This is a genomic window from Burkholderia ubonensis (assembly GCF_902833085.1).
GTDB lineage: Bacteria > Pseudomonadota > Gammaproteobacteria > Burkholderiales > Burkholderiaceae > Burkholderia > Burkholderia ubonensis.
Window position 1 is genome coordinate 173,431 of the sequence record NZ_CADFEB010000006.1, and the last position, 19,101, is coordinate 192,531.

Consider the following 19,101-nt stretch of genomic DNA (forward strand, 5'->3'; position numbering starts at 1 on the left):
TCCTTGGCGTAGGCAATCAAGCGCGCGAGGCGCTTAACGCGCGGCGGCCAGCATCGGATACGTGAACAGCCCGAAGTGGACGACGTTCAGCCCCGCGTGCGCGAGCGCGGCGGCGAACAGGCCGCCCCGGCGGTATGCGATGCCGTAGCCGACGCCGGCCACCGTGCCGAGCACGATCCATTGCCAGCCGGCCGCCGCGTGGGCCGCGCCGAACAGCGCGGCGCCCGCGGCCAGCGCGGCCCACGGTCCCCACGAGAACGCGCCGAGCGCGCGGGTCAGGCCGCCTTGCAGGTAGCCGCGGAACAGCGCTTCCTCGGCGAGCGTCACGAGCAGCACGTTGTTCGCGAGCCAGAGCCAGCCGGCCGCCGGCCATTTGGGCGCCCAGCCGACCATGCCGAACGCGGTCGCGCCGGCGAGGCACGCGGCGGCCGTCGCGAGCGCGGCGACGACGCCCACGCGCAGCGCGCGGGCCGGCGGCACGGCCGGATGGACCCACGGCAGCACCCACAGCAGCCACAGGCCGGCGAGCGGCTTGTCGAGATTCAGGTACATCGTGAACGGCACCGCGTCCGGTGTGAAGCGGGTCGGGTCGATCACGCGCGGATTGTGGAAGCCGGGCACCAGGTGCAGGCTCAGCGCGATCGCGAGCGCGACGAAGACGGCATGTGCGGCGAAGCGCACCGCGGCCGGACGCGCGGGCGCGACGCCCCACGCGGCGAGCGCGAGCAACGCCAGCGGCGCCAGCGCGAGCGGCGCGAGCTGGCCGAGCGCGAACGCACCGGCGTAGCCGGCGACGCCGAGGATCAGGCTGGGGACGCGCAGCGGGCGGCACCACGCGAGCGCCGCGGCGGCGAAGATGGCGATCCAGGTTGCGATGAACGGGACGGTCGATACGGACATGAGCGGCGGCATTCCTCCGATGAAATGCCGCGCATCATACAGGAGTGCGTATTGCGTCTACAAAAGCGCGTCTACAAAAGCGCGTCCGCCCAAGTGCACCCGCAGCAGGTGCGCCGGCCGGCCGTCAGCGGCCGGCGGGTTCGGTGAAGCCTTCGCGGGTCGGGATGTCGACGCTGCTGCGCGTGCGCATGCGCCGCCGGTACCAGAAGGTCCACATCAGCAGGCCGCCGAAGATCGAATAGCCGGCGATCGGCGACACGACCAGCACGCGCTCGACCGGCCAGTTCACGACCATCCAGCAGCGCAGCAGCATCTCGATGCTGAGCCCGGCGCCCCACGCGAAGGTCATCAGGCGCAGCGTTTGCCGCAGCACCGGCTGCTCGTCCCAGACCGCCTCGAAGCGCGCGGCGCCGCCCGCCATCTGGCGGGCTACGGTGGCGCGCGTGAGATAGAAGATCAGCGGCCGCTCGCGCGCGAGCGACAGCAGGAAGATGATGCCGATCGCCCCCGACGCGAACGATTCGCGCATCAGCAGCGCGCGCGGGCTGCCGCCGAGCGCCATCGCGACGATCGACAGCGCGATGCCGAACAGCACGACGGCGCTGACTGCGTCGACGCGGCGCGCGCGGACGAATTCGACGATCGACCAGACGACGGGCGGGATGGCCGACGCATAAAGCGCGCCGGTTTCGCCGAAATGGGGATGTGCGAAGTGGTAGGCGACCCAAGGCAACAACAAGTTGACGACGAGTTCGAGGGCCAGGCCGGCGCGCGCTTTCACGGTGGGATTCCAGATGATGGGTTCGGATGCCCGAACCGGATGGAATCCAGTATATCGAGATTCACGCGCCGTCTGCAGGTGGGGCGGGACCGGATAGGGAGGTTCCTCCCGGTGCGCGACGCGTTGCCGCCCGGGTGCGCGTTTCGCCGGGCGGCCGCCGCGCTCGCGTTACGCCAGGTCCTTCCGGTACTGGATGAAGCCCGCGTTGGTCGCGAGCCGGTCGTACAGCGCGCGCGCCGTCGTATTGGTCTCGTGCGTGAGCCAGTACACACGGCTCGCGCCGGCGTCGCGCGCCCGCGCATACACGGCCTCGATCAGCGCGCCGCCCGCGCCGCGCCCGCGCGCGTCGGCGGCCGTGTAGAGGTCCTGCAGATAGCAGTACGGCCCCTCCGTCCAGCACGAGCGGTGGAACAGCGCGTGCACGATGCCGACCAGCGCGCCCGCGTCGTCGAACGCGCCGAGCACGAACATCGGTTCGGCGGGATCCATCAGGCGCGCCCAGGTCATCGCGAGCACGGCGTTGCTCGACGCGGTGTCGTAGAACCGCCGATACGCGCACCACAGCGGCCGCCATGCGGCTTCGTCGGCGGCTTCGAGCGGCCGGACCGCGATGCGCGTCGCGCTGTCCGCGCGGCGGGCGGCGTCGCGCGCGTTCGCCTGCGCATGGCGGATCGCGGCGAGCGACGCGCGCTGCGCGCCTTCCCCGTCGAAGTTGGCGGGCGACAGCCACGCGTCGAACGCCGCCGCGAGCGCGGGCCATTCGCCGTCGACGATCGAGTACCACGCGGTGTCGCGATTGCGGCCCTTGTAGACGAGCGCCTGCCGGAAAGTGCCTTCGTAGCGGAAGCCGAGCCGCTCGGCCGCCTTGCGGGACGGCGCGTTCAGGCTGTCGCATTTCCATTCGTAGCGCCGGTAGCCGAGCGTGTCGAACACGTGCCGCATCAGCAGGTACTGCGCCTCGGTCGAAATCGGCGTGCGCTGCAGGGCCGGCGAGAACGTGACCGAGCCGACCTCGATCACGCCGTTGGCCGGATCGATCCGCATCAGCGCGAGCGTGCCGACCGCGCGGCCGCTCGCGACGTCGATCACCGCGAAATGCATCGGGTCGGTGCTGGCGGCGGCGGTGTGCGCATACGCGCGATAGCTGGCTTCGTCCGCATACGGCCCGTGCGCCAGATAGGTCCAGTTGCGGCCGTCGGGGGCAGAGGCGTACGCGGCGTACAGATCCGCCGCGTGACGCTCGGCGTCGAGCGGCTCGATGCGGCAATGACGCCCGTGGAGCGTGACGGGCTGCGGGCGGGGGCGGGCGGACCAGTCGGGCAGCGGCTGCCCGACTGGCTGTTGGTAGGCGTTGGTCGTGGACAAGGTCGATCTCGCTTCGTGGACACGGCCGGCGACGTACCGGCCTGAAGACGATCGTAGTGCTGGCGAGGTACCATGAAAAGCGCCAGCGACTCCACAATTTATGGTGCCACGCCTTTCATGACTCTCGCCTTGCCTTCCGACGACGTCCTCCCGCAGCTCGATGCGCCGCTGTCGCGTGCGCCGGGCGCGCCTTCGTTGCAGCGGCAACTGCTGCGCCGCTTGCGCGACGCGATCCTCGACGGCGCGATGCCGGCCGGCGCGCGGCTGCCCGGCACACGCGCGCTGGCCGACACGCTCGGCATCTCGCGCAACACGGTGACGGCCGTCTACGAGCAGCTCGTCGCCGAAGGCTTCCTGCAATCGGACCGTCGCGGCACGCGCGTCGTCGGCCTGGCGCGCCGGGCCGAGCCGCGCCGGCGCACGGCGCCGCCGGCCGTCGCGCAGCGGCTCGGCCGCATCCGCCCGACCCGCATCGACGGGGGCGGCGAATTCGACGGCTTCCGTCCGGGCGTGCCCGCGCTGTCGCATTTTCCGGTCGATGCGTGGCGCCACGCGATCGACCGCGCGCTGCGCCGCGCGGGGCGCGAGCAGCTCGGCTACGGCGATCCGCTCGGCGAGCCCGCGCTGCGCGAAGCGATCTCGCGGCATCTGGCGGTGACGCGGGGCGTGCGCTGCGATCCCGGGCAGATCGTGATGACCGAGGGCGCGCAAGCCGCGATCGCGCTGTGCGTGCAACTGCTGACCAACCCCGGCGACACCGTGTGGGTCGAGGAGCCCGGCTACCGCGGCGCGCGCACCGCGATGACGGCGGGCGACCTCGACGTGGCGCCGATGCCGGTCGACGCGGAAGGCTTGCGCGGGGAGGCCGACGACTGGCGCGACCGGACGCCGCGCCTCGTCTACACGACGCCGTCGAACCAGTTTCCGACCGGCGCGGTGCTGTCGATCTCGCGCCGGCTCGCGTTGCTCGACGCCGCGCGCCGGCATCGCGCGTGGATCATCGAGGACGACTACGACAGCGAATTCCGCCACACCGGCGAGCCGATCGGCGCGATGCAGGGGCTCGCGCAGGATTCGCCGGTCCTGTATGTCGGCTCGTTCAGCAAGACGATGTTTCCGGCGCTGCGCATCGGCTTCCTGGTGCTGCCGGAAGCGCTGCTGCCCGCGGTGCGGGCCGTGCTGCCGGAGCTGCTGCGCGGCGGGGCGCGCCATGTGCAGCTCGCGCTGGCCGACTTCATCGAGAGCGGCGAGTACGGGCGGCACCTTGGGCGCATGCGCCGGCTGTACCGCGATCGCCGCCTCGCGCTGCTGGCCGCGCTCGACAGCGCGCTGAGCATCCCGCATCACGTCGAGGGCGGGCCGTGCGGCCTGCATCTGACGCTGCGCCTGCCGACGCGCTACCCGGATCGCGCGCTCGTCGATGCGGCGCGCGCGCACGGCATCGTGCCGTATCCGCTGTCGGGTTTCTCGATGCGCGCGGAGACGGCGCTCAACGGGCTCGTGCTCGGCTTCGGCAACACGTCGGCGGATGCGTTCGAGCCGCTGTTGCGCACGCTGTCCGCGCTGGCGAAACGGATCGGCGGGCGCTGATCCGGCCGCCGCCGGCGGCGCTGGCGGTGTTTGCGGACCGTCGGAGTTGTGCGGATTGACGAAGCGGCCGGTTTGACCGGAACGAATGCCGCCGCCGTTTCGCGGCCGATGCGGGGCCGTTCGAGCCGTCGTCGATTCGTATGCTCTGGTGCGCGGCGTGGACTATAAATGGAGTCGTGTACTGGTGCTTGCCGGCCGCCTGCGCGTTTCGCGCATCGCGCGGCGCGGCGATTGGCCGGGGGAGGTGCACCGTGGTTCGCCTGACGCTTGTCCGCGCCGTGCTTCGCGCCGCGCTGATCGGGGGCGTGTTTGCCGTCTGCCTGGGCCTGCAGCCCGTGGCCGACGCGGCGAGCCCCGCGAAGGAACGACGCGCGGCGCCGCCCGCCGCGTCGCCCGCCGATCTTCCTGCGATCGTCGAACGCTACGGCCCGGCCGTCGTGTACATCAGTGCGGCTTCGGCGGAGCCGCAAGCGCCTGCGTCTGCGCCTGCCGCGCCGGGCGTCGCGGCGCTCGATCTCGACGATCCGCTCGCCGCCTTCTTCCGGCGCGGCGTGCCGCAGCCGCCGCCGACGCCGGAGACCGCGCCGCGCACGCTGTCCGGCAGCGGCTCCGGGTTCATCGTCAGCGCCGACGGCATGATCCTGACCTCCGCGCACGTCGTCGACCAGGCCACCGACGTGACGGTGCGGCTGACCGACCATCGCGAGTTCAAGGCGACGGTCCTGACCGTCGACGCGCAGAGCGACGTCGCGGTGCTGCGGATCGACGCGACCAAGCTGCCGATGGTGCGGCTCGGCGATTCGTCGAAGGTGCGCGTCGGCGAGACGGTGATCGCGGTCGGCTCGCCCGACGGCACGGGGAACACGGTCACCGCCGGCATCGTCAGCGCGACCGCGCATACGCTGCCGGACGGCAGCGCCTTCCCGTTCTTCCAGACCGACATCGCGGTCAATCCCGACAACTCGGGCGGGCCGGTGTTCAATCGCGCCGGCGAGGTGATCGGCATCGCGGTGCAGGTCTATACGGGTGCGGACCGCTATTCGAGCCTGACCTTCGCGATTCCGATCGGCCTGGCGGCCAAGGTGCGCGCGCAACTGCAGACGCAGATGCAGGCGCAGCGCAATCCGTCGGAGAATGCGCTCGGCGTCGACGTGCAGGACGTCGGCGCGGGGCTCGCGGCCGCGTTCGGCCTGCCGCGGCCGGCAGGCGCGCTTGTCAACGCGGTCGAGCCCGGGTCGCCGGCCGCCGCGGTCGGCGTGAAGCCCGGCGACGTGATCGTGCAGATCGGCAACCGGCCGATCGGTCACTCGGCCGAACTGAGCGACTATGCGGCCGCGCTGCCGCAGGGTGCGAAGGCGCCGCTCAGGCTGATCCGCAACCGCAAGGCGATCACGCTGACGGTGACGGCCGGCGCGGGCGGCTCGGCGGGGGCCGCCGGCGCGGCCGAAGCGGGCGCCGACATGGGCGGCGGCGCGCGATCGGCCGAAGGCGGCGGCGATCGTCTCGGCCTGACGATGCACCCGCTGTCCGACGAAGAGCGCCGGTCGACAGGGCTCGCGGTCGGGATGATGGTGGACGGCGTGCGCGGCCCGGCGGCCGCCGCCGGCATCCAGCCGGGCGACGTCGTGCTGGAGCTCAACGACACGCTGCTCGAAACGCCGGACGATGTCGTGGCGCTCGAAGCGAAGGGCGGCAAGGTGATCGCGGTGCTGATCCAGCGCAACAACGCGCGCAAGTTCGTATCGGTGCGAATGCGGTAGCGGTTGTTGCGAAGGGATGCGAGGCGGCGGATGCGTCGTCGCGAGCCGGACCGTTTCAGGACGATCGCGGGTCCGTCGACGCGAGGTTCGCCCAAGCCTGCAGGCCGGACGCGATCGTCTCGAACGAAGGCCGGCTCTCGACGTCGTCATTCAGGCAGGCCGCCGCGAGCGCTTCGAGCTCGCGACGGGCGGGCAGCCTGGCGGCGTCGCAGCGCTCGATCAGTTCGTCGAGCAGGCAACCGAATGCGCGGACTTCGAGCCGCTGCAGCGCCGCGCCGAGTGCCGTGTCGTTGGCGTCGTAAAAGGACGCCGCGCCGAAATCGCCCAATAGCGCTTGCCCCGCGCCGCGATGCAGGATGTTGTGCGCGTACAGATCGCCATGCAGGATGCCGCGCTCATGCAGATGATGCGCCGCCGAAGCGATGCCGTGCGCGATACGCAATGCCGATGCGGGATCGAATCGCGCGTCGTCCGCATAGACGTCGCGAGTGCAGGACGCGAGGCTGGGCGGCGCGGCGAGGTTCACGAATGCGGGGTCGATCAGTTCCATCACGAGACCGTGCGCGTCTGCCGGATGGTCTTTAACCTTGCCGATCACCGGGATCAGGTTCGGGTGCTGTCCGGCGTGGATGCAGGCCGCCATCTCGCAGTCCGGCAGCCCGTCGCTCGTCATCGCGCCCTTGAACAGCTTGACGGCGACGTGCCGCGACGCGTCGGCTGCATCGGGAAGGTGGCGTGCCCGATGGATGACGCCGGACGCGCCTTCGCCGAGCTTTTGCTCCAGCGCCAGCATTTCCCACGGCACCTCGGGGAGGGTCGAATCGGCCGATGCCGCTGCTTCCAGCGCCGCGCCGAGCGGGTTGCCGGCATAGGCGAGCCATGCCAGCCGCGGCAAGCGCAGCAGCCAATCGGGCAACGCGCGCAACTGATTCGCGGACAAGCGCACGAGTTCGAGCCGCGAGCACGCGGACATCGATTCCGGCAGCGTGCGCAGGCGGTTGCCCGCGAGCATCAGTTTCTGCAGATGGGCGCAGTTGCCGATTTCCGGCGGCAGCGCGTCGACTTCGTTGTCGGTCAGGATCAGCCAGCGAAGCAGCGGCGGAAGCGATTTGCCGCTGACCGTGCGGATGCGGTTCGCCTTGAAGCCGATCATGCTCAACTGCGGGCACGCACCGAGTACTTCGGGCAATTCGGTGAAGCGGTTTTCCGACGCGAACAGGATGCGCAGTCTGCTCAGGCGCGGCAGGTCGTCCGGCAGCGTCGACAGCGCATTGCCGGTCAGGTCGAGGGTTTCCAGCGTGTCGGCCAGATCGAATATCTCGCGGGGGAATTCGGTCAGGCCGCAGGCGAGCTTGAGGTGGCGGGCGCCGGCGAGTTGGCCGGCGCGCAGTTGGGCGAGGGTGGTCGTCACGCGGGTCGAGGGGCAATTTGCTTGCCGGGGATTGTACGGGGAACCGCGTTGGGTCTGGCTGGATCGAGTTCGGTTCCCCAGCGGAACGTGCAATCCTACCGGCTATTCCTCGCTGTTCGACATGAACCGATCGATCAGTTGATAGTATCCCGGCAATACGCGGTTCAACTTGTTTCGCCCAGAGCGGGTCAGGCTGACGAGTTTCGCGCGAGCGTCTTCTTCACATGACTGATAGGCAAGCATGCCGTCGTCCACCATGCCCTGAATCGTGCGCGTCATGAGCGGGCGCGATACGTCGATGCGATCGGCCAGTTCGCTTGCTTTCAAACCATCCGGACCGTCTTCGCGATCGAGCACGACGAGAATCAGATATCGGAGGGTCGAGAGTTCGTGCTCCGCGAAGTAGTTGTCGAGTTCCCGCATCAGCTGGCTCGCACGGCGCAGCATATGCAGTGCGGCGTGGACCTTGTCCACGTTCATGGCTGGAAACCGCTCGCGGTAGGTCTCCAGTACTTTCAGGCTGGGCAATTCCTTCAGGAAGAACACGCGGGAATTTCTCCTTTCAGATGGCGCGTCAGCGTCGCGGTGTCGATTCCGGCGCCGAAATGATGGAGCACGTGCTCCACGACATGATCGTGCAGCGCTTCGGTGAACGCGGCACACGCATCTGTCACGATCCAGCAGTCGACGCCCAGGTCATGAGCCTCACGAAGTGTGGATTCCACGCAGATATGCGTCGCGAAACCCATCAGCACGAGGGTGTCGATGCGATTGTTTCGCAGGAACGGATCCAGCGTCGAATGCTTCAGCACGCTCGCGCCGGATCGGCCCTGCGTGACGAATTCATCTTGCCGGGGCACGAAGGGCGGCGAAAACTCGGCACCTTGCCCGATCCAGGTGCCGGCGCGAGGAATCGCCGAGCGCAGCCCGAGTACGTTGCTGCCGCCGGCGAACAGACGATAGTGCGGGTCATGCCGAAGATCCAGCCCGGCATGGGCAATGGTCCAGCCTTCCTCGCGCGCGGTCGTCAGGATTTGCTCCGCGTTCGAGACGGCTTTCCGGAACGGCGCCTTGTCCTGGACCAGATGCTGAAAGAGGACGCCATCCTCGCCGAGCCATTCGTTCTGGAATTCGATAAAGACGAGTGCTGCCCGATGTTTGTCGATGGAAACCGGATTCGCTACGATACGTTTCTCTCAATATGATTGCCATGGTAACTATATGGATGCCGATGAATTAATGCAAGGCATATCGGCGGACGGAAAGCGAAGGCGGGATGTGTTCCTGGACGAGATCGAGTGGTGCTACTGCTGCCAAGTGGTCGCGACGAACGACCGGGCGGCGTCGGACTCGACTATCCGTGTTTCTGTCTCTTCGATCGCGAAGGCTCTCAAATCGGTTGTTTGAGACCTGAAGAGGATGGTTGGACTATCCGCCGTTACGTGAAATGCGACTTGGTAACGGTGTTCCGTCTTCAAACGAACCCAGCTCTTCCCGCGCGAGTTGCACTAACTTTTCTACCAGTGGAAACGGCAACCCGTCAGAAAACAATGAAACCGTTAGCGAGTTGTCAGCGTCACATCTAAACACCTCGGCGAGCACATTCCCATCTGTGTCCGTCAACTCGACCCCCAAACCATCACGGAGGACATCCGAAGCCACGTGAAATTGATACTCCATCGTATTTTCCCATTAACGTCGGTTTCTGGCCGAACGCGGCCAGGGGCAAAGCGTGTTGTACATGCAACCAACAAGAAGTGCTTCGAACGAGGCCACTCGCTTGTCGCACAGGCGTTGACTGCCGGCGCGATACCACGCGTCACGCGCCGATTGCAGTACCGCTGCCCGTCGCACCGTCGATCGCAGCCAGCAGATCGTCGTTCCGAACCATCAACTCGCGGACCTGCCGCAGCATAGGGTACTGATGCAGCATGGCGCGCCATTGCGATTGCTCCAGTAGCGCATCCCATATCGCGCCGAGGCCGCGCGGGTCGGCATCCGTCCGTTGTTCCAACTCACTCGCATAGTCGATGCTGGCCTGCGCGGAGAGCAACTGCATCCGGCTCGCAGCGCTCAACAGACGGGGTGTCGCGTCCGCGGACGCATCGCAGCAGTAGAGCACTTCTCGTTGCAAGGTCGCGTCGTCGGTCGTCAGCGCGCAGAGCGACGCGCCGTGCAGGCGCACCGCGCCCTGGCGCGTCTCGAACGAATAAATCGTGTTCCTGTCGCTTTGGGCGAGCAGACTCAAGCCACGCAGCAACCTCGGCAAATCGGTGGTCGCGGCGTCCGCGGAGGCCTTCGCTTCCACGAGGAAGCGAACGTTCCAGGCAGGCGCGGGCTCATCGCCCCGCACGCGTTCGAGCAGGACCGCATCCCATTCGGTTTTCGCGCGGTCGTGCCGGCCGGGTATCGACGACGGCACACGCATGGAGGTGACCACGCGGTACATGCGCTGCTCATCCGCGGCATTGAGCCGCGCGGCCAGTGCTTCGAGCGCATGCGCGGCCGATGCTTCGACGGCCGCGCCCCGTTGTTGCGAACTGACGCCCTGCGCCGCGGCGAGCGAGCTGCCCGAGTGCGGACCGTGGCGTTTCCAGAGCGCCTGGTACTGACATACGTGCTCATCCGATGCCAGTGCGTCGAGACGCAGCAAGCGTTCGAGCGCGGGGTTGTCCGTCAATTTGGCGATGTCGCACTCGAAGGCGGCGTCGGTCGCCGTCTCCGGCAGCACGAGCAGGCGCTGCAACGTGGCGTGAAGCTCGGCCCACGAGGCGGTGTCCGCAGCAGCATGCAACTGGGCGAGCGCCTCGCGTCGCCACGCGTGCGCGTGACGTTCGCGCTTGGCCGGATGGGCGATCGCGTTGACGGCTGAACGCAGCGTCCGTCGGTCCTGTTCGGCGCGCGCGGACAACGATGCGTATTCGCGCACGCTCGCCGCATTGTGCCGAAGCACCACGGCCTGAAACGCGGGATCTCCGGATTGAGGGCTCATCGCGTCGCGGATCATGCGTGCGAGTGCGTCGATGAAGCGGCATCGCAGCTCCGCGCCGGGAGACTGGCCGCCGACCAGCGTCTTGCGGGCCTCTTCGATCACGATCGCAAGTGTGGTGGCCGGACCCGTGGCGTCGGACAGCGACGATGCGGGAACGAGCGGCGGCAGCCGGTAACGGCGATCGACGGTGCGCAGTACTTCGTCGAGCAATGCAGGAAACGGTGTCGGCGACATGGAACGTATTGGAGTGAAAACGTTTCACGCACTCGAGCCATGCGAGGCTGCGCTGAGTGCATTGGATCGGTGCGAGGTGCAACGTTATCATGCAGGCCCGGACTAACCTGTCCGCATGCTGATGCGTCAATCACCCATCCCGTCCTGCCGCCGCATAAACTAAAAAGCCGCTCCGGAGAGCGGCTTGGCGAACGGACGGACGGGCCCGAGGCCCGCCCCGAGCTTAATCGTCCAGCAGCGACAGATCGCGCACCGCGCCCTTGTCGGCCGACATCACCAGCTTCGCGTACGCCTTGAGCGCCGCGGACACCTTGCGCGGACGCGGCTTGGCCGGCTTCCACCCGCTGGCGTTCTGTTCCTCGCGACGGCGCGCCAGTTCCTCGTCGGACAGCAGCACGTCGATCGTGCGGTTCGGGATGTCGATGCGGATCCGGTCGCCGTCGCGCACGAGGCCGATCGCGCCGCCGGCCGCCGCTTCGGGCGAGCAGTGGCCGATCGACAGGCCCGACGTGCCGCCCGAGAAACGGCCGTCCGTCAGCAGCGCGCAGGCTTTGCCGAGGCCCTTGGACTTGATGTAGCTGGTCGGGTAGAGCATTTCCTGCATGCCGGGGCCGCCCTTCGGGCCTTCGTAGCGCACGATCACCACGTCGCCGGCCTTGACCTTGTCGTTGAGGATGTTCTCGACCGCCTCGTCCTGCGACTCGGTGACGTGGGCCGTGCCCTCGAACACGAGAATGCTCTCGTCGACGCCGGCGGTCTTCACCACGCAGCCGTCGAGCGCGATGTTGCCCGTCAGCACCGCGAGGCCGCCTTCCTTCGAGAACGCGTGCTCGTACGAGCGGATGCAGCCTTCGGCGCGGTCCAGGTCCAGGCTCGGCCAGCGCGTGTCCTGGCTGAACGCGACCTGCGTCGGAATGCCGGCCGGGCCGGCCAGGTAGAAGGTCTTGACGGCTTCGTCCCGGGTGCGGGTGATGTCCCACTGATCCAGCGCGTCCTTGAGCGACGCGGCGTGCACCGTGGGCACGTCGGTGTGCAGCTTGCCGGCGCGATCGAGCTCGCCGAGGATCGCCATGATGCCGCCCGCGCGGTGCACGTCCTCGATGTGGTACTTGTTGGTGTTGGGCGCGACCTTGCACAGCTGCGGCACGACGCGCGACAGGCGGTCGATGTCGGTCATCGTGAATTCGATGCCCGCTTCGCGCGCGATCGCCAGCAGGTGCAGGATCGTGTTGGTCGAGCCGCCCATCGCGATGTCGAGCGTCATCGCGTTCTCGAACGCCTTGAAGCCCACCGAGCGTGGCAGGATGCGTTCGTTTTCCTGTTCGTAGTATTCGCGGGTCAGCTCGACGATGCGGCGGCCGGCGCGCTTGAACAGCTGCTCGCGGTCCGCGTGCGTGGCTACGACCGTGCCGTTGCCCGGCAGCGACAGGCCGAGCGCCTCGGTCAGGCAGTTCATCGAGTTGGCCGTGAACATGCCCGAGCACGAGCCGCAGGTGGGGCAGGCGGAGCGCTCGACCTCGGCGACGTCGGCGTCGGAATAGGCCTGGTCGGCCGCGATCACCATCGCGTCGACCAGGTCGAGCTTCTTGAGCTCGACGGTCTTGGTGACGGGATTGGCGAGGCGCGTCTTGCCGGCTTCCATCGGGCCGCCGGACACGAAGATCACCGGGATGTTGAGGCGCATCGCGGCCATCAGCATGCCGGGGGTGATCTTGTCGCAGTTGGAGATGCACACCATCGCGTCGGCGCAGTGCGCGTTGACCATGTATTCGACCGAATCCGCGATGATGTCGCGGCTGGGCAGCGAATACAGCATGCCGTCGTGGCCCATCGCGATGCCGTCGTCGACTGCGATGGTGTTGAATTCCTTGGCGACGCCGCCCGCGGCCTCGATCTCGCGCGCGACGAGCTGGCCGAGGTCCTTCAGGTGCACGTGCCCGGGCACGAACTGGGTGAACGAGTTGACCACCGCGATGATCGGCTTCGAGAAATCGTCGTCTTTCATGCCGGTGGCGCGCCACAGGGAACGCGCGCCCGCCATGTTGCGGCCGGCGGTGGAGGTTTTGGAACGGTATGCGGGCATTGTGGTTGCTGTAGAGAAAAATCGATCGCAGAAAGGAAGCGGGCCTTGCGGGTAAGGGCCACTCGCGCCCGTGCGAACAACCTCTTGAGCTGCGCTGTGGGCAAACCGGGAGATTATCCCATAGCCGGTCGAGTGGGGGCGGCGCGGGGCATTCCGGTGATTGTCGGCAGGCCGCACGAGCAAGTGCGGCCACCCGGTGCGGCGCGATCTACGTCGACGGCGCCGCCGCCGGAACCCTCTGCATCCGTTCGATCAACGCCAGCACGTGCGGCCGGCTCTCTCCCTTCGCATGCACGAAGTAATAGCTGAGCGGCGAGGCGACCTCGTGGCGGCTTACGCGGACGAGGCCGCTACGCTCGAGATAGGCCGCGGCGAGCGGCCTGCGCGCCAGCGCCACGCCGAGCCCGGCCTCCGCGGCGGCCAGCACCACCGTATAGTCCTCGAAACGGCGATCCTGGGCGCGCGGCTTGAGCGGGATGTCCAGCGCACCGAACCACGCGCGCCAGCCGGTCGCATCGCCGTCGTGCAGCAGCGGCACGTCGAGTAGCGCGGCGTCGCCGCGTCGCTGGCGCTGCTTCGTCAACTGCGCGGCGAGCGCGCGATTCGCGACCGGATACAGCGTCTCCTGCATGAACGGCCTGACGTCGAGTTCGCGCCAGCTGCCGCGTCCGTAGCGAATCCCCAGATCCGCGTCGCCGCGGGCGATATCCGCGTTGCGATGCCCGATATCCAGCTCGATGCGCAGGGGCGGCGCTTCGCGCTCGAAAGCGGTCTGGCGCTCGAAGAACCACAGCTTGGCGAATGCGGGCACCACGCTCAGCTTGACCAGTTGCGGGCTGCGCGGCGAGCGCCACTGATCCGCGGCGCCGTCGATGATCGCGAACGCCTGCTCGATCCGGCCGACGAAGCGTTGCCCGTCGGGCGTCAGCCGCACGCCTCGCGCATGGCGTTCGAACAATGTCATGCCGAGCCAGTTTTCCACCGCCGCAACGCGCCGGCTGATCGCGCCGTGCGTGAGTCCGGCGACCTCGGCGGCCGCCAGGAAGGAGCCTTCACGCGCGACCGTGCAAACCGTCTCGAGGCTGGCGAGCGGCGGCCGCGCGCCGGGCGCAGGCAAAGAAGCAGGGGGCGGGGCGGACGCGGTGCCGGAAGACGACCCGGCCGCCGCGGGTTCGCGCGGCCCGCGTGTCGGCCGGCGGGCGGAGGTGTGAGCCATTTTCACATCACGACGTTCATCTATGCGCTAGCTTAGCATCTCGCGACACGGCACCATCGCTGCATGAACACACTGTCATCGACCCCATCGCGCGACGCCCGGCTGCCGCTCGTCGCCGCAGGCGCGGTTGCGTTCACGATTCTGTCGTGGGCATCCGCTTTCCCGTTCATCCGGATCGGCCTGCAGGGCTTGCCGCCGATACAGCTCGCGGCGGCACGTTTTGCCACCGCTGCCGTGCTGGTGATCGTCTGGCTCGCCTGGCGCCGGCCACGCTTGCCGGCATGGCGCGATGCGCTGCGGTTCCTGCTGTGCGGTTTTCTGGGCATTGCGCTTTACAACGCGCTGCTCAACACCGGCGAGACAACCGTGGCGCCGGGCGCGGCCAGTTTCATCGTCAATACGTTGCCGATTTTTACGGCGCTGCTGGCGTCCGTGTTTCTCGGAGAGCGCTTCAGCCGCTGGGGATGGTTCGGTTCGCTGATCAGTCTTGCCGGCATTGCCGTGATTGCGCGTGGTCAGCCGGGCGGCCTGACGCTTGGCGCGGGCAGCACGCTGATACTCGGCGCAGCGTGGTGTTCGGCGAGCTACTTCGTGTTGCAGCGGCGGCTGATTCCGTTGTACGGCGCGCTGACATGTACCGCGTACACGCTGCTGGCGGGCGCGCTGTGGCTCAGTCCATGGTTGCCCGGCGCGCTGGGATCACTCGGCAGCGCGTCGAGCGCGACGTTGACGGCGGTGGTGGTGCTCGGCGTGTTTCCCGCGGCTCTCGGTTACGCGACGTGGACCTTCGCGCTCGGTTACTTCGGTGCGGCGCGCGCGTCGAATTTCCTCTATCTGACGCCCGCGGTGGCGACCGTATTGTCGGCGGTGCTGACCGGGGAGCGTCCTGGCATCGCGACGTTGTGCGGCGGCCTGATGGCGATTGCCGGTGTGGTGGTCGTGGCGTTGCGGGGGCGCACGTAAGGTCGATTCGAAACTCGCGATGCATTTCGACTCGCGCCGATCGTCAATGGATCGGTGCGAGCGCGCTTCTTTCCGTCTTCCGGGCTACCTGGCCGCGATAGCCTGAATCTCGACCTGAAGATTTGGTGCCACCAGGCCGGCAACGATCACCAGGGTCGACGCGGGGGCATGGCCGGAATGTATAGCCAGCGCGCCGCAGTCGAAGCCGAGACGCCGTGACTGTAACGGGAGAACGGCGCGGCGATGCCGTCTGGATTATGAAATTGAATGGTCGTCGTCATTATTTCGCGGTCGGTATTCGATCCTGTCTGGCGGGGCTCGCAGGCAGTTAATGGGAAATTGATGAAGGGGCCGTCCAATTTACTCGGACCGCGTATATGCGCATATGCTGTGCATCTGTTCAGCAGCAGGACCGGCCTCGGAAATATACGTCACTGACGGCCTGCGCGAGGCGTCGTTAACGGATCGCATACGGAAGAAGACATGGAAACCGAAAGAAGTGTCTCGGATACGAATGGCGGACTCGCGAACATGCCCCCGGAGACTGGCTCGTGGCAAGTCGCCCTGGAAACGATAGTGCGCGGCGTGGAGGGCATTCAGATCCCCGCCTCGACGGATTGGCCCACGGCGAAGCTATCCCTTGCGGACAACAATGGGCAGTGGAAATTCTCTGCCGTCCTGGTGGCGATCGTGGCGCGGAGCGAGCCGACGATCTTGCTTACCAAGCGTTCGTCGGGGCTAAGTGAATATTCGTCGCACGTCAGTTTCCCGGGCGGACGTCCGGCGGAGTCCGACCACGATGTCGGGGCGACCGCACTGCGCGAAGCTTTCGAAGAAATCCGCCTCGAGCCCGGCGCGGTCCAACTTGTCGGGTGCTTGCCGCTTCACAAAACAAGAAAGCGCAATCATGCCATTTTCCCGGTTGTCGGCATCGTGTCGGATACGGCCGACTGGGAGGCGGCGCCTGCCGAAGTTGACGAGATATTCGAGTTTCCGTTTGCCTCGCTGCTGAATCCGGATCTGCCACGGCAGTACATCAACGGAGAGCGCGCTGGCTCCTGGTACTGGGCCGATCAAAGGCATGACATCTGGGGAGTCACAGCGGTCATCCTGAAGTCGCTGGCTGGTTTGGCGCTTGACTCTACGCGCAGCGAGCGTTTACGTCACGGCTAGATTCACGCATTTGATGCGTAAATAAATGTGTATTTAAAAATCATCGCGCAACGATGCCGCATGCCCGTTTTGGGCGTTCGACCTGTATGAAAAATCAGGGTGACGCCGGATGATCCGTGGTCTAATTTTATAAAAAATGACGAATCAGAATAAGCGCTCGCGAGCGAATTATTCCTGGATGACGCGAATGATCGAGGATAGAAAAATAACCATTCGCTCGGCTTGAAAAGAATGATTTAGTCGGCGCCGGAACGCATTGTTCCGCTTCTCGCGCCAATCCGGAAGGGTCACGGGGGACGCATGTCGAGCACAGCCGATTCCAGCTAGCCATTCAGCATCCTGTTCAGCCGCATCAGCCGCATCAGCCGCATCAGCCGCATCAGCCGCATCAGCCGCATCAGCCGCATCAGCCGCATCAGCCGCATCAGCCGCATCAGCGGCGGGCCGGTTGCTTCGCAGCGACTGCGGCCGGTGCCGGGGCGTGGCGAGGGCGTAAGGGACAAGCCATTGAAATAATTAGGTTAACGAAGCGAATGGCAGGCTGAGATGGCCGCATGTCTCGGTGGCCACGCTCGGGAAGATCCAGACGTCGAAGGCGGCAGCCGGGCGCCGCACGACGGTTGAAGCGCATTCGTCGCCCGCGCGAAGCGGGATTTTCTTTCCAGGAGAAACCATGACCACCGGAACCCAAGCTGTCCAGCAGCGCTGGGCGCGCGATTACGTATTCGACGCGATGCGCGACATCGGCATCCATTACATCTTCGGCGTGCCGGGCACCAACGAGATTCCGATCATCGACGGGACGTCCTACCCGGAGAACCAGGTCGAGTACATCGAGTGCCTGCACGAGAACATCGCGATCGGCGCCGCGATGGGCGCGGCGCGGATGACCAACAAGCCGGGCGTCGCGGTGGTGCATGTGACGCCGGGCATCGCGCATGCGGTCGGCAACCTGTTCAATGCTGCGCGCTCGCAAGTGCCGCTCGTGATCCTGTGCTGCCAGCAGCAGAACGAGCTGGTGACCCAGGAGCCGCTGCTCGCGTCCAACCTGGTCGAGATCGCGCGGCAATTCACGAAGTGGGCGCATGAGGTGCGCACGGCCGAAGAGCTGCCGCTCGTGCTGCAGCGCGCGTTCAAGGAGGCGATGTCGCCGCCCAACGGGCCCGTGTTCGTGTCGATTCCGTGGGAATTCACGATGCGCCGCATCGGCGACGAGGACCGCCTGCCCGGCATCACGCGGATCTCGCCGCACTTCACCGCCGACGCCGATGCGATTCGCGAAGCGGCGATGCTGCTGGCCCAGGCACGGAATCCGATCATCGTCGGCGGCGACGCGGTCGGCTACGCCGGCGCGTGGCACGAGCTGCAGCAACTGGCGGAGCTGATCGGCGCGCCGGTGCTGCTGCAATCGTTCAGCAGCCTCGCCAATTTCCCGAACGACGACTATCACTGGCAGGGCGAGTTGCCGGGCAAGCAGCAGGACGTCCAGCGGACCTTCGGCGCGCACGACGTCGCGTTTCTGGTCGGCTTCAGCAACCAGGCGCAGGTCGCCGTCTTCAAGTATTCGGACGGTCCGCTGATTCCGCCGGGCGTCAGGCAGGTCTACCTGAGCAACAACACCTGGGACATCGGCAAGAATTTCTATGGCGAGTCGGCCCTGTTCGGCGACATCAAGGCGACCTTGCCGCTCGTCAGCGACATCGTGCGCCAGCACCGTCCCGCCGGCGCGGACGCGCGCAACGACCGGCTGCGCGTGCTCGACGCCAGCCGGCGCGTCGCGTGGGATCAGTATCTCGCGAAGGCGATGACGCAGGACGAGATCTGGGCGGTGGTCGTCGCCGACGCGCTGCGCCGCGAAATCCAGGCGCGCGGCCTCGGCAGGAAGTTCGTCTACGTGCACGAGGCCGTGTCCGATTCCGCGCCGTTCCAGTACCTGCTGCCGCTCGGCACCGAGAGCGCGGCGCCGATCAGCTACTACTGCGTCGGCGGCGGCTCGCTCGGCTGGTCGATGCCGGCCTCGCTCGGCATCAAGCTCGAGCGGGACGGCTGGCAGAGCGTCGAGACGAGCCTCGTCGTCAACGCGGTCGGCGACGGCTCGTCGCTGTTCTATCCGCAGACCTGGTGGACCGCCGGCCATCACGACCTCGGGGTGCTCTACATCGTCACCAACAACCACGAGTACCACACGCTGCAGCTGGGGCTGCAGCAGGTGATCCAGGCGTACGGTTCGTCGCCCGGCTACGGCTGGAAGCCGAAGACGGACGATCCCGACTACCTGCGCATTCACCGGCCCGCGCCCGATTTCGTGTCGATCGCGAAGGCGCTGGGCGGCGCCGAGGGCGAAATCGTGCGGCTGCCGGAGAACGTGCGCGCCGCCGTGAAGCGCGGCATCGACCATGTGCTGCTGAAGCGCCAGCCGTACGTCCTCGACGTGCGCACCGCCGGCGACCCGCCGCCGACGCCGCCCACTGCCGCAGCGGCCCGCGCGAAAGCGATGCAGCGCTACCTCGAACAGCCGCCGCTCGACGTGTTCCACGAGGAGGCGGTGAGCGCGCTCGGCGCGAACGGCGAGGGCGCGCCGACGCCGAACCTGCGCGTGATCTTCTGACCGACGCGGCCGCCGTCCGACGGCG

At 67.3% G+C, this 19,101-nt stretch carries 14 protein-coding genes; 5 read left to right on the forward strand and 9 right to left on the reverse strand.

The genetic code is table 11. The features are described from left to right. Positions 1–33: 33 nt before the first annotated feature. The 3 genes from HWX31_RS18040 to HWX31_RS18050 all read right to left on the reverse strand — a co-directional run bounded on the left by HWX31_RS18040 (position 34) and on the right by HWX31_RS18050 (position 3,046). On the reverse strand, positions 34–900 hold the full coding sequence (locus tag HWX31_RS18040) for a CPBP family intramembrane glutamic endopeptidase (RefSeq protein WP_174959658.1): 867 nt from the start codon (positions 898–900) through the stop codon (positions 34–36). A gap of 124 nt (positions 901–1,024) precedes the next feature. Beyond that, positions 1,025–1,681, reverse strand: a complete 657-nt coding sequence (locus HWX31_RS18045) for a VC0807 family protein (RefSeq protein WP_174959656.1) — start codon at positions 1,679–1,681, stop codon at positions 1,025–1,027. A 168-nt stretch (positions 1,682–1,849) separates the two neighbouring features. Then, positions 1,850–3,046 carry a GNAT family N-acetyltransferase gene (locus HWX31_RS18050; protein WP_174959654.1) on the reverse strand — a complete coding sequence of 399 codons (1,197 nt, stop codon included), beginning with the start codon at positions 3,044–3,046 and terminating at the stop codon, positions 1,850–1,852. A gap of 117 nt (positions 3,047–3,163) precedes the next feature. On the opposite strand from HWX31_RS18050, the gene pdxR reads away from it, so the two are divergent. Both pdxR and HWX31_RS18060 read left to right on the forward strand, forming a co-directional pair. Next, the gene (gene pdxR / locus HWX31_RS18055; RefSeq protein WP_174959652.1) at positions 3,164–4,636 is read left to right on the forward strand and encodes a MocR-like pyridoxine biosynthesis transcription factor PdxR; all 1,473 of its coding nucleotides are present in this window, start codon (positions 3,164–3,166) and stop codon (positions 4,634–4,636) included. A gap of 251 nt (positions 4,637–4,887) precedes the next feature. Then, positions 4,888–6,396 carry a trypsin-like peptidase domain-containing protein gene (locus tag HWX31_RS18060; RefSeq protein WP_174959650.1) on the forward strand — a complete coding sequence of 503 codons (1,509 nt, stop codon included), beginning with the start codon at positions 4,888–4,890 and terminating at the stop codon, positions 6,394–6,396. A 55-nt stretch (positions 6,397–6,451) separates the two neighbouring features. Here the strand turns inward: HWX31_RS18060 and HWX31_RS18065 are convergent, their stop codons facing one another. From HWX31_RS18065 to HWX31_RS18090, 6 genes are all read right to left on the reverse strand, one after another. Continuing rightward, positions 6,452–7,807: a protein kinase gene (locus HWX31_RS18065; RefSeq protein ID WP_174959886.1), complete on the reverse strand. Its 1,356-nt coding sequence runs from the start codon at positions 7,805–7,807 to the stop codon at positions 6,452–6,454. A 102-nt stretch (positions 7,808–7,909) separates the two neighbouring features. Continuing rightward, the gene (locus HWX31_RS18070) at positions 7,910–8,353 is read right to left on the reverse strand and encodes a MarR family winged helix-turn-helix transcriptional regulator (protein WP_174959648.1); all 444 of its coding nucleotides are present in this window, start codon (positions 8,351–8,353) and stop codon (positions 7,910–7,912) included. Beyond that, positions 8,341–8,994, reverse strand: a complete 654-nt coding sequence (locus tag HWX31_RS18075) for a cysteine hydrolase family protein (protein WP_174959884.1) — start codon at positions 8,992–8,994, stop codon at positions 8,341–8,343. The genes HWX31_RS18070 and HWX31_RS18075 overlap by 13 nt, the downstream gene beginning before the upstream one ends. Before the next feature lie 632 nt (positions 8,995–9,626). Then, the gene (locus HWX31_RS18080; protein ID WP_174959646.1) at positions 9,627–11,033 is read right to left on the reverse strand and encodes a 3-deoxy-D-arabino-heptulosonate 7-phosphate synthase; all 1,407 of its coding nucleotides are present in this window, start codon (positions 11,031–11,033) and stop codon (positions 9,627–9,629) included. A 223-nt stretch (positions 11,034–11,256) separates the two neighbouring features. After that, positions 11,257–13,116, reverse strand: coding sequence for a dihydroxy-acid dehydratase (ilvD, locus tag HWX31_RS18085; protein WP_174959644.1), 1,860 nt, complete (start codon positions 13,114–13,116; stop codon positions 11,257–11,259). Positions 13,117–13,324: 208 nt separating this feature from the next. After that, positions 13,325–14,338 carry a LysR substrate-binding domain-containing protein gene (locus tag HWX31_RS18090; RefSeq protein ID WP_415493712.1) on the reverse strand — a complete coding sequence of 338 codons (1,014 nt, stop codon included), beginning with the start codon at positions 14,336–14,338 and terminating at the stop codon, positions 13,325–13,327. Positions 14,339–14,395: 57 nt separating this feature from the next. On the opposite strand from HWX31_RS18090, the gene HWX31_RS18095 reads away from it, so the two are divergent. The 3 genes from HWX31_RS18095 to HWX31_RS18105 all read left to right on the forward strand — a co-directional run bounded on the left by HWX31_RS18095 (position 14,396) and on the right by HWX31_RS18105 (position 19,076). Further along, positions 14,396–15,295: a DMT family transporter gene (locus HWX31_RS18095; protein WP_174959640.1), complete on the forward strand. Its 900-nt coding sequence runs from the start codon at positions 14,396–14,398 to the stop codon at positions 15,293–15,295. A gap of 483 nt (positions 15,296–15,778) precedes the next feature. Next, positions 15,779–16,468 carry an NUDIX hydrolase gene (locus tag HWX31_RS18100; protein WP_174959638.1) on the forward strand — a complete coding sequence of 230 codons (690 nt, stop codon included), beginning with the start codon at positions 15,779–15,781 and terminating at the stop codon, positions 16,466–16,468. 673 nt (positions 16,469–17,141) lie between these two features. Continuing rightward, complete coding sequence (locus tag HWX31_RS18105) at positions 17,142–19,076, forward strand: thiamine pyrophosphate-binding protein (RefSeq protein ID WP_174959636.1); 1,935 nt, start codon at positions 17,142–17,144, stop codon at positions 19,074–19,076. Positions 19,077–19,101 lie beyond the last annotated feature (25 nt).